The sequence below is a fragment of the Streptosporangium sp. NPDC051022 genome (assembly GCF_040683035.1).
Lineage (GTDB): Bacteria > Actinomycetota > Actinomycetes > Streptosporangiales > Streptosporangiaceae > Streptosporangium.
Genome location: NZ_JBFBCF010000026.1, coordinates 1 through 11959, shown reverse-complemented (window position 1 = coordinate 11959; position 11959 = coordinate 1). Strand labels below are relative to the sequence as shown.

Below are 11959 nucleotides of genomic sequence, written 5' to 3'. Positions count from 1 at the left end.
CGACGGCCCGTACGGCCCGCACCGGCCGTCGGGCCTCGTGCTCGTCCCGGTGGACGGCAGCGTGATCGGTCCTCCTCCGCCCCGCGGGTTGTGGCGATCCTCCGGAGAGGACGGTCAGGGCCGCGCGATACCGCCGGGCAGGGAGCCGGTGTGGCTGAAGCGGGCCGCCCGGCGCTGCACGTGGTGAACGTGCCCGCGGCGCCTGACGATGGGCCGGCCGCTCTCCGGGAACGCGTAGAACACCTTCTTGGCCAGCTCGACCAGGACCAGGTAGGCGGCGACCATACCGGTCAGGGCGAGGAAGAACGCGGGCGGTGGTGCGGTGAAGCCCAGCGTGCGCGACAGCGGGGACAGCGGCAGCGCGATCCCGACGGCGACGACGCCGAGGGTCGCGGCCAGCAACGGCAGGCTGGGACGGCTGCGCAGGAAGGGGACGCGCCGGGTGCGGATCACGAAGATGATCAGTGTCTGGGTCGCGAGAGACTCCATGAACCAGCCGGAGCGGAACAGCTCGGGACCGGCGTGGAAGACGCCGAGCATCACCGCGAAGGTGAGGAAGTCGAACAGGGAGCTGATCGGGCCGAAGAAGAGCATGAACCTGCGGATGAAGCCGATGTCCCAGTGCGAGGGGGCGCGCAGTTGCTCGGGGTCGACCCGGTCGGTGGGGATGCTGAGCTGGCCGGCGTCGTAGAGCAGGTTGTTGAGCAGGATCTGGCCGGGCAGCATCGGCAGGAAGGGCAGCACCGCCGAGGCGGAGGCGGCGCTGAACATGTTGCCGAAGTTGCTCGATGTCCCCATCAGCACATATTTGATGGTGTTGGCGAAGATACGCCGCCCCTCGGCGACCCCGTCGGCCAGGACGCCGAGATCCTTCTCCAGCAGGACGACGTCGGCGGCGTCCTTGGCGACGTCGGTCGCGCTGTCCACCGAGACCCCCACGTCGGCCGCGTGCAGCGCGAGCGCGTCGTTGACCCCGTCGCCGAGGAACCCGACGGCCCGGCCCCGGCGGCGCAGCGACCGGACCAGCCGGGCCTTCTGCTCCGGCGAGACCCGGGCGAAGATCGTGGCGTTCCCGGCGGCCTCGGCGAGCGCGTCGTCGTCGGCGAGGGCGGCGATGTCGGCACCGGTCAGGGTGCCTCCCGAGGCCAGGCCGAGGTCGGCGCAGACCTTCTCGGCGACCAGCGGATTGTCCCCGGTGGCGATCTTCACGGTGACTCCGAGCTCGGCCAGCCGGTGCAGCGAGGCGGCCGCGGCCTGTTTGGGCCGGTCCAGGAAGACCAGGAACCCCGCCAGGGTCAGGTCGCGCTCGTCCGTCGCCCGCGGGACGGTCAGATCCGCGCTCACCGGCCGGGTGGCGACGGCCACGACCCGGCCGCCCTCGGCGAAGCGGGCCCGGAGGGTCTCGGCCGCTCCGGCGGGCAGGGCCGGACAGCGTTCCAGGACGGCCTCGGGTGCGCCCTTGGTGACCAGCAGCCTCTCCCCGCCGGAAGTGGAGAGCACCGCCGTGGTCATCCTGCGCTCGTGGTCGAACGGCAGTAGCCCCACACGCGTGTAGCCGCCGGCCTGCCGCGCCTGGGCGTCGGCGGCCCGCCACAGGGCGGCGTCCATCGGGTTGGCCCCGGCCACCGCCCCGGCCACCGCCGCACCTCCGTCTCCCGGATCTCCACCTCCCGGAGCGGCCTCGGTGGCCAGCAGGCCGAGCAGCAGCACCCGGTCACTGTCGTCTCCGGCAGGATCCAGGGCCGCCAGGAAGTCGATCCTGCCCTCGGTGAGGGTGCCGGTCTTGTCGGTGACCAGGATGTCCATGTCACCGAGGTCCTCGATGCAGACCAGCCGCTTGACCAGCACCTTGAGGCGGGCGAGCCTGCGGGAGCCCGCCGCGAGGCTGGTGCTGACCACCGCGGGCAGCAGCTGGGGGGTGATCCCGACGGCGATCGCCAGGGAGAACAGCAGCGACTCGATCAACGGGCGGTGCAGCAGCAGGTTCGTCACCAGGATCATCGAGGTCAGCGCGATCGCGACCTGGAGCAGCAGCACCGAGAAGTGGCGCAGTCCCGCCTGGAAGTCGGTCTCGGGCTGCCGCTGTCCCAGGCCCAGCGCGATGCGGCCGAACTCCGCCCGCCCGCCGGTCGCGACCACCACACCGGTCCCGCCGCCCGCCCGCACGACCGTGCCCATCAGCGCGCAGCCGCTCAGCTCGGCCAGCGCCGTACCCGGGTGGACCGGCGCGGTCGTCTTGCCGACCGGCAGCGACTCCCCGGTGAGCACGCTCTCGTCGCATTCCAGGCCGTTCGTGCTCAGCAGCCGCAGATCGGCGGGGACGATCCCGCCGAGCGTCAGCCGTACCACGTCGCCGGGCACCAGCGCGGTGACGTCGACCTCGGCGGGCAGGCCGTCACGCAGCGCCACGGCGGAGTGGCGGACCTGGGAGTGCAGTGCCTGGGCGGCGCGCTCGGCCCGGTACTCGTTGACGAATCCCAGCCCCACACTGACCGCCAGGATCACCCCGATGATGACGGCGTCGGTCCTGTCTCCGAGGAAGAACGAGACGACCGCGGTCACCGCCAGCAGGATCAGCACGGCGTTGCGCAGCTGCCCGCCCAGCACCCGCAGCGCGCGGGCGTGGTGTGCGCGCACCGCGTTCGGCCCGCAGACCGTCAGCCGCCGCGCGGCCTCGGCTGCGGACAGGCCCGCCTCGGTGCCCCCCAGCCGCCCCAGCACCTGTACGGCGGGCAGCGCGGCCGCCTCACCGGCGGCCAGCCCCGTGACGTCCGCGCCGTTCCCGTCCGCCGCGCCGGTCTCACGCGGACCGGCCGCCACCGGCAGGACCGGCCGCCCTCCGCCATCGCCTCCTGGAGCCCACATACTCATCAGCAGACCATCGGCGGCGCCGGCGGACCCCGGCCGAAAGACACCGTCCGCCGGGACTTTCGGCCCGCTTCCACGTCGAGGCGCGGGCCGGACGGCGGATCCAGTGCCGGCGGGGCGGGCTGCGGGACGGCCGGGGAACACCCGAGGGCACCGCCCACTCCGCGGGACGGGCGGGGCTTCCGCCGTGGCCGGGGAGTTAGAGACGACCGTCCCTGCCCGCCAGGGCACTTCGGCCCTATGGAACGACGGGGCGGTGACCGAGGCTGCCGGTATGAGGCGAACCGTTCCCGACGAGTGTGACGTCCTGCTGCGTGAGGGCAGCATCGCCCGTATCCGGCCGCTGCGCCCCGGCGACAGGGCGGCCCTGCACGAACTGGTCGACAGATCCTCCGAACGCTCGACCTACCTGCGGTTCTTCACCGGAGGAAGGGCCGGCGCCCACGTCTACATGGACCGCGTCACCGAACCGGACCACCTGGGCCGCGCCCTGGTGGCCGTGGTGCGCGGCGAGTTGGTGGCGGTCGCGGAGTACATCCCCGGCGAGACCGGCGACGCCGAGATCGCGATCCTGATCGGCGACGAGATGCACCACCGCGGCCTGGGCACCCTGCTGATCGAGCACCTGGCGCTGAACGCCGCCGACGAGGGCGTGCGCGAACTGGTCGCCGACGTACTGGCCGAGAACCGTCCCATGCTCCGGGTGCTGGACGATCTCGGACTGGCCACCAGGCGGGCGTTCGTCGACGGAACGGTGGAGATCCGGATGGACCCGCGGCCGACGCCGGGCATGCTGAGGCGGATCGAGGAACGCGCTCACCAGGCGGCCTCCGCCTGTCTGACCAGGCTGTTCCGCCCGCGGGCGGTCGCGGTGGTCGGCGCGGGCCGCGCCCCCGGCGGAATCGGGCACCGGATCCTGCGCAATGTCCTCGACGCGGGCTTCCCCGGCCCCGTCTATCCGGTCAATCCACACGCCGACACCCTTCTCGGCCTGCCCGTCCACGCGAGCGTGAAGGATGTGCCGGGCCCGGTCGACCTGGCGGTGGTCGCGACTCCGGCCCACGTCGTGCCGGAGGTCGCCCGTGACTGCGCCGAGCACGGCGTGCGCACCCTCGTCGTCGTCACGGCGGGGTTCGCCGAGGCCGGACAGGCCGCCGCCGAGAGCGAGCTGCTGAGGATCTGCCGCGACTCCGGCATGCGCCTGGTCGGCCCCAACTGTCTCGGCGTCGCCGACACCGGAGCCCGCCTCAACGCCAGCTTCCTGCCCCATCCGCCCGCCCCCGGCCGATTGGCGCTGATGTCGCAGTCCGGCGCCGTCGCGGTCGCGCTGATCGACCGCGCCAACGACCTGGGGGTCGGCCTGTCGGGTTTCGCCTCGGTCGGGAACAAGGCCGACGTCAGCGGCAACGACCTGCTGGAGTACTGGGAGGACGATCCCGCGACCGACGTCATCGCCCTGTATCTGGAGTCGTTCGGCAATCCCCGCCGGTTCGGCCGCATCGCGCGGCGGGTGAGCGGACGCAAACCGATCATCGCGATCAAGAGCGGTCGCGGCGGCTCGGGAGAGCGGGCGGTCCGCTCCCACACTGCGGCCGCCGCCACCCCGGACGTCGCCGTGGACGCCCTGCTGAAGTCGTCGGGGGTCATCCGCGTCGACAGCGTCCAGGACATGCTCGACACCGCGCGCCTGCTGACGGCCCAGCCGCTGCCGAGCGGCGGCCGGGTGGCCGTCGTCGGCAACTCCGGCGGGCCTCAGGCGCTGGCCGCCGACGCCTGCGAGCGGTACGGCCTGCTGGTTCCCGAGCTGTCCCCGGTCACCCGCGGCCGTCTGCGCTCCCGGCTGCCCGCCTCGGCCGCCGTGGCCAACCCCGTCGACCTCACCGCCGACGGCACCGCGCGGGATCTGGCCTTCGCCGTCGAGACCGTCCTGGCCGACCCGGAGATCGACAGCGTCCTGGTCGTCTACACCCCGCCGTTCGGCTCGGGGCTGGCCAGAACCCGCCACGCCATCACCGCGGCGACCGCGACGGCGGTCAAGCCCGTGCTCGCGTGCATCGCGGGACACGACGGCCTGCTGGACGGGCGCGTGCCCTGCTACGCCTTTCCCGAGCAGGCCGTGCAGGCGCTACACCACGCGGTGGAGTACGCGTCGTGGCGAAGCGTGCCGCAGTCCCCGCCCGCCGACCCGCGGACGGCCGGCACCGTCGCCGCACGCGGCCTCGTGGAGGCGGACCTGGCGTGTCATCCCGGCGGCCGCTGGCTCGACCACGCCACAGCGGCCCGCCTGCTCGGCTGTTACGGCGTCCGCGTCATCGACTCGGTCCAGGCCGACGGCCCCGGCGGCGCGGCGGCCGCCGCCGAGACGATCGGGTTCCCGGTCGCGCTCAAGGCGAGCGGCCCCGGTCTGGTGCACAAGAGCGACGTCGGCGGGGTCCGCCTCGGCCTCGGGACGGTTCAGGAGGTACGGCGCGCCTACCGGGAGATGGCCGGTGCGATCGGACCGGCCATGACCGGTGCGATCGTCCAGCCGATGGCCGAGGCGGGCGTCGAGATGATCATCGGTGGCGTCGCACACGAGACCTTCGGCCCCCTGCTCATGGTCGGCATGGGCGGCGTCGCCGCCGAACTCATGGCCGACCGCTCCTTCCGGGTGCCTCCGCTCGACGAGCGGGACCCCGCCGCGATGATCGCCGAACTGCGCTGCGCGCCGCTGCTGACCGGCTACCGGGGACGCCCCGCCGTCGACGTCGCCGCGCTGCGGGAGCAGATCGTCGGTGTGGGACGGCTGCTGGACGACCTTCCCCAGGTCGCCGAACTCGACCTGAACCCCGTGATCGTCACCGCGTCCGGCGCGGTGGCCGTGGACGTGCGGATACGGCTCGCTCCCAGCGCCCCGCCGCCGTCGCCGTTCCGCAGGAGACTGCGATGAACGACCAGGCCCGCCCCGCCCCCGGATCCGCCGGACCGTGCCTCGCCCGCCCTCCCCGGAGGAGGTCGTTCCGAGCGGGAGGGAACGTTCACCCTGTCGCGGCAGGCCGTCCTTCGTCCCCCGGCGCCGCGGCGTCCGTCCTGTTCACATCGCTTCATCCCATCCCGGGATCAGCCGTACCGCGGTGACCTTGTACTCCGGGCACGACGTCACGGTGTCGGCGTGGCCGGAGGTGAGGGTGTTGACCCCGGCGGCGGGGAAGTGGAAGGCGCAGAAGACCTGGCCGGGCGCCACATCGTCGCTGAGATGAGTGATCAGCGTGGCACGGCCGTGACGGCTGCGCACCGTGACCGGATCACCCTCGCCGAGGCCGTACCGGGCGGCGTCGGCGGGATGAAGATCGAGCCGGTCGGCCGCCTCCAGCCCGAGGTTGGCCGTGCGGCGGGTCATGTTCCCGGAGTTGTAGTGCGCCCAGCGCCGTCCGGTGACCAGGATGAGGGGGTAACGGTCGTCCGGTGTCTCCCCCGGCGGGAGATAGGGGCAGGCGGCCAGGTGGGCCAGGCCGTCGGGGGTGGCGAACCGCTCCCGGTAGAGACTCGCCTCTCCCGGCCGTCCGGGGTCCGGGCAGGGCCAGGGGACGGCTCCTTCACGGTCGAGGCGTTCGTGGGAGATTCCGGCGAACAGCGGCGCCACCCGGCCGCACTCGGCCAGGGTCTCGGCCGGTGTCCGGCAGCCGAGATCCACGCCGAGGGCCGAGGCGAGGGCGTGGACGATCGCGAAGTCGGTCCTGGCCTCCCCCGGAGGGTCCAGGGCGGGGCGGACCCGCTGGAAGCGGCGGTCGAAGTTGACGAAGGTGCCGTCCTTCTCCAGCCAGGCCGCGGCCGGCAGCACGACGTCGGCGCGGCGGGCCGTCTCGGACAGGAACAGCTCCTGGCAGACGACCATCGGGCACGCCTCCAAGGCCTCGGCGACCCGGGTGGCGTCGGGGTCGGTGACGCAGACGTCCTCGCCGACGATCCACAGGGCCCGCAGCGTTCCGGCGCGTGCGGCGGCGAACATCTCCGGGATGCGCATCCCGGGCCGGTCCGGGAGCGGCGTTCCCCAGACGTCGGCGGCCCTGGCCCGGGCGGCGGGGTCGGCCACCTTGGCGTAGCCGGGCAGCAGGTCGGGCAGCGCGCCCATGTCGGAGGCGCCCTGGACGTTGTTCTGGCCGCGCAGCGGGTTGACCCCGAAGCCGCGTCCCGTGCCGACCGCGCCGCGCAGGATCGCCAGGTTGGTCAGGGCACGGACCCCGTCGGTGCCGTGCAGGTGCTCGGTGACGCCCAGCCCGTAGACGATCGCCGGTCGCTCGGAGCGCCCGTAGAGACGAGCGGCCGCCAGCAGGTCCTCGGCCGGAACACCGGTGAGGACGGACACCCGGTCCGGCGGGTAGCCGGCCAGCAGCGTGGCGAGCTCCGGAAGCCCGGCGGCGCGGCGGCGCAGGAAGTCGTCGTCGATCAGGCCTTCGGCGAGCAGTACGTGCGCCAGGCCGTTGAACAGGGCGACGTTGGAACCGGGGCGGGGCCGCAGGTGCACGTCGGCGTGAAGGGCCAGCCCGACGGCTCTGGGGTCGGCGACGATCAGGCTCGCACCGCGCAGAACCCGCTGCAGCAGCCTCGCGCCGACCACGGGGTGCGCCTCGACCGGATTGGCGCCCACCAGCAGCAGGCAGTCGGCCCTCTCCACGTCGTCGAAGGAGTCGGTGCCGCCGGACAGGCCGAAGGCGGCGGTCAGTCCGGCCGCCGAGGGGGCGTGGCAGAGGCGGGAGCAGTTGTCGACGTTGTTGGTGCCGACGGCGACCCGCATGAACTTCTGGATCAGGTAGTTCTCCTCGTTGGTGGCTCTGGCCGAGGAGATCGCCGCCACCGCGTCGGGGCCGCCCTCGGCGAGGGCCGCGCGCAGGCCGCGGGCGACGTGGCCGAGGGCCTCGGACCAGCTCACCGGCTCCAGGCGGCCGTCGCGGCGCAGCAGCGGCCGGGTGAGCCGTTCGGGTGAGTGAAGAAAGCCGTGCGCGAAACGTCCCTTGACGCAGGCGTGCCCCTGGTTGACCGGGCCGTCGTGGTCCGGCAGGATCGCGGCGACCTCGCCGTCGTGGGTGAGCACCTCCAGGGAGCAGCCGACGCCGCAGTAGCCGCACGTGGTGCGGGTCCGTCCCGAGATCCTCGCCCTGCCGCCCGCCGGCAGGCCGGGCTCGGTGAGCGCCCCGGTGGGGCAGGTGTCGACGCAGCCGCCGCAGGAGACACAGTCGGAATCGGCCCACGGTCCGCCCGTGCCGGGCGCGACCACCGTGTCGGCGCCCCGGCCGGTCAGGGTGAGGGCGAAGGTGCCCTGGACCTCGGCGCACATGCGCACGCACCGGCCGCAGGCGATGCACAGGTCCCGGTCCAGATGAACGTAGGGGTGGGAGTCGTCACGGCCCCGCCCGCCCCGCCCCCGGGCGCCGTCCGGCGTGATCCCCAGCTCGTGGCAGACACGGGCCAGCTCGCCGCCCTCCGCGCCGCCGTCCAGGGCCCGGGGCGGCAGAGCCGAGACGATCAGCTCCACGGCATCGCGGCGCAGTGCTCTCAGCTCGTCGGCGGCGACCTCGACCACGGTGCCGTCGGCGGCCGGGGTGACGCACGCGGCCACCACGTTCCCGCCGGATCTCACCAGGCAGGTACGGCAGGAGCCCGCCGGGGTCAGGCGGTCGTCGTGGCACAGTGTGGGCAGCTCGGCCCCGGCCAGACGGGCCGCCTCCAGCAGCGAAGCGCCCTCGGCCAGGTGGACGATCACGCCGTCGACGTCGACTCTCACCGGTCCCACCCCCCGAGCTCGTCCCCGTAGGCGCGGGCGAGACTGCGCACCGCGGCCGGCACCCGCCGGCCGAAGGCGCACAGGCTGCCCTGACCCATCACCCGCAGCAGCCGCGCGTACTCCTCACCGGGCGGCGCGCCCGCCGCGGCGATCTCCAGCCCCCGGCGCGATCCCACCCGGCACGGAGAGCAGGCTCCGCAGCTTTCCGAGGCGGCGAACTCCCACACGTGCCGCAGCACCTCCCTCGCCGTCACCCGCCGGTCGAAGGCGACGAGCCCGGCGTGCCCGAGCGCCGCGCCGCGGCGGGCCAGGTCGGCCTCGGTCAGCGGCACGTCCAGTCCGTCGGGGGGCAGGAAGCCGCCCAGCGGGCCGCCCACCTGCAAGGCCCCCAGTTCGGCTCCCTCGCGCAGGCCGCCGCCCGACTCGGTGACGATACGGATCACCGGAGTGCCCAGCTCGACCTCGTAGCACCCCGGCCGGGCGAAGCGCTCCGACAGACAGACCAGTTTCGTCCCGGCTTCGGCAGGGGTGCCGCGGCGGGCGTAGGCGTCTCCGCCGCGCCGTACGATCCACGGCACGGCGGCCAGCGTCTCGACGTTGTTGACCACGGTCGGGGCGTCCCACAGGCCCTGCCGCGTGGGATAGGGCGGCCGGGGCCGCGCGCAGCCGCGACCACCTTCCAGACCGGCGATCAGCGCGGTCTCCTCCCCCGCCACATACGATCCGGCGCCCTCGACGACCTCGATGTCCAGGTGCACGTCACCACCGTGGACCGCCCGGCCCAGATGGCCGTCGGCGTAGGCGTCCTGCACCGCCGCCCGCATCCGGGCGAGTGCCCGCGGATACTCCGAGCGCACCAGCACCACGGCGCGGCGGGCTCCGCAGGCCAGGCAGGCCAGCGCCAGGCCCTCCAGCACCCGTGCCGGATCGGCCTCCATCAGCAACCGGTCGGCGTAGGAACCCGGATCGCCCTCGTCGCCGTTGGCGACGAGCACCGTGTCCGGCGATCCGCCCGCGGCGCCCCACTTGGCGGCCACCGGGAACCCGGCACCGCCCCGCCCTCGCAGGCCGGAGGCCGCCACCTCGGCCTGAATCCGCCCCGGGGTTCCTGCGGCCACGGTCTCGGGCCACACCTTCCAGGACTCCTCACCGGCGACGATCCCGGCGAGCACGACCGGATCACCGGTGGCGTCATGGGCCGGGATCTCGGGAGCCACCGACGGCAGCCGCCCGGCCAGCTGATCGACGAGGGTGGGGCCGGTGCACGGTGTGTCACCGTCCAGGCACCCAGGGCTCGCGTAGCAGAAGCCCAGACAGCGGACCGCCTGCAGCGAGACGCCCGCTTCCCGGTCGACGTCGCCGGCCCTGACGCCCAGGGCGTTCTCGACCTCGGTGAGATGACGGCCCGCGCGGGCGGCGAAACAGGCCGCCGCGGCGCAGACCCGTACGTGGCGACGGCCGTGCGGGGCGGCCAGGTCGGCGTAGAAGGTGGCCGGCCCCAGCCCGGCGGCCGCCGGTAGACCAAGGCGCTCGGCCACCTGGGGCGCCCACGCCTGCGGACCGTCCGGTGAACCCGCGGTGGTTTCGGCCAGAGCCTCCAGCAGCCGGGCACCGTGACGTCCTCTTCGGCACCCGAGTGCACGAAAAGCATCAAAGCGGCTAAAAGTCCCCATAGGACCAGCATGGTTCCCTCACGCCTCCTCTCTCAGGGGCTATGGGCCCGGCGCGGGAGGGACCTTCGCCCCTGTCTGCCCGGCCCGTCTGCCCGGCCCGGACGCGCGCATCGGACCCGGGCACGCCCGGTCGTCGACGACCTGATCGTCTCCGTACCGGAACGCCGCCGGGCGCCCCCTTCACCAGAGGTCCGGCAGGTGCCCGCGGACGAGCAGCCCGCTCTCGGCCGGCACCCGCAGCCCCGCCGTCCACGATCCGCCGCTCTCACCGGGATCTCCGGGATCTCCGAGATCTCCGTGGACGCAGGTCCCTCCAGGCCGCACTTCGGCGGTCACGGCGCGGGCGACGCCGATCGGGGATGGGCGAGCGGGACGCTCCAGACCAGCTGAGTGCCCCCCTGCGGCGGTGTGTCGAGTGTGAAGGAGCCGCCCAGTCGTTCGGCCCGTTCCTGGAGGTTGCGCAGCCCGCTGCGCCTGCCGTCGGCGGGCAGTCCCACCCCGTTGTCGGTCACCACCAGCGTGAGCCGTCCACCGGCCGCCTCGGCGCGCACCTCGGCCTTGGAGGCCCTGGCGTGCCGTACCACGTTGGACAGGGCCTCCCGCAGCACGGCCAGCAGGTGCTCGCCGGCCTCGGCCGGTACCTCGCTGTCCAGCCGGCCCTCCATCTCCAGGCCCGGCATGAAACCCAGATGACCGCGAGCCCCCTCGACCAGCCCCACGATCTGCGCGCGCAGACCGGACTCCCGGTCCTGCTGGGGGGTCTGCAACGCGAAGATGGTCGAGCGGATCTGCCGGATGGTGCCGTCGAGCTCGTCGATCGCGTTCTGCAGCCGTGAGGAGGCCTCGGGGCGATCCACCAGCCGTACGGTGCTCATCAGCGTCATCGCCACGGCGAACAGCCGCTGGATCACCACGTCGTGCAGGTCACGGGCGATCCGGTCACGGTCCTCCAGCAGACCGAGGCGTTCGGCGTCCATCCGGGTCTCGGCCAGCTCCAGCGCGATGGCGGCCTGCCCGGCGAAGGAGTGCAGGGTGTGCAGCTCCGCCTGGCTGAACGGGATGCGGCCGGAGCGTTTGCCCAGCGACAGCACACCGCGCACAGTCCCCGCCGCCCCGATGGGCACCGCGGCCACCGGCCCCAACGAGGCGTACCCGGCGATGGTCACCGGTACGCCGGCCTCGGCCGGGGTGGTGACCATCAGCGGCTCACCGCTGCTGAAGGCTCGTCCGGCCAGCGAGCCGGAGATCTCCGCCTCGGCGTGTGCCACCTGGTCGGCCGCCAGCCCGTCAGAGATGATCACCTGCAGGATCTTGCGGGCATCGTCGGGCATCAGCACCGCCACGACGTCGGCGCCTGTCATCTGCCGTGCCCGCCGCGCCATCAGGGTGAGCACCTCCGACAGCTCGGCCCCCGACAGCAGGCTGGTGGTGATCTCGGAGGAGGCCTGCAGCCACATCTCCCTGCGCCGGGTGTCCTCGTACAGCCGGGCGTTCTCGACCGCGACGCCCGCGGCGGTGGCCAGCGCGGTGACGATCGCCTCGTCCTCCTCGTCGAACGTGCCGCCGCCGCCGCGTTTCTCGGTGAGGTAGAGGTTGCCGAACACCTCGTCGCGGACCCGGATCGGCACGCCCAGGAACGACCCCATCGGGGGGTGGC

The 11959-nt window shown here is 73.7% G+C and carries 5 protein-coding genes; 1 reads left to right on the top strand and 4 read right to left on the bottom strand.

What is annotated here, in order from left to right:
- Window positions 1-114: 114 nt before the first annotated feature.
- Entirely contained in the window at window positions 115-2871 is a 2757-nt protein-coding gene (mgtA, locus tag AB0N02_RS33110; protein ID WP_363954449.1) for a magnesium-translocating P-type ATPase, read from the bottom strand.
- Between the two features lie 271 nt (window positions 2872-3142).
- On the opposite strand from mgtA, the gene AB0N02_RS33105 reads away from it, so the two are divergent.
- Window positions 3143-5797: a GNAT family N-acetyltransferase gene (locus tag AB0N02_RS33105; RefSeq protein WP_363954447.1), complete on the top strand. Its 2655-nt coding sequence runs from the start codon at window positions 3143-3145 to the stop codon at window positions 5795-5797.
- A 144-nt stretch (window positions 5798-5941) separates the two neighbouring features.
- On the opposite strand, the gene fdhF is transcribed toward AB0N02_RS33105, so the two are convergent.
- From fdhF to AB0N02_RS33090, 3 genes are all read right to left on the bottom strand, one after another.
- Entirely contained in the window at window positions 5942-8629 is a 2688-nt protein-coding gene (fdhF, locus tag AB0N02_RS33100) for a formate dehydrogenase subunit alpha (RefSeq protein WP_363954445.1), read from the bottom strand.
- On the bottom strand, window positions 8626-10302 hold the full coding sequence (locus AB0N02_RS33095; RefSeq protein WP_363954443.1) for an NAD(P)H-dependent oxidoreductase subunit E: 1677 nt from the start codon (window positions 10300-10302) through the stop codon (window positions 8626-8628). Before AB0N02_RS33095 ends, fdhF begins: the two co-directional genes overlap by 4 nt.
- A 332-nt stretch (window positions 10303-10634) precedes the next feature.
- Window positions 10635-11959 (bottom strand): GAF domain-containing sensor histidine kinase (locus AB0N02_RS33090; RefSeq protein WP_363954440.1); only part of this gene is annotated, 1325 nt, incomplete at its 5' end.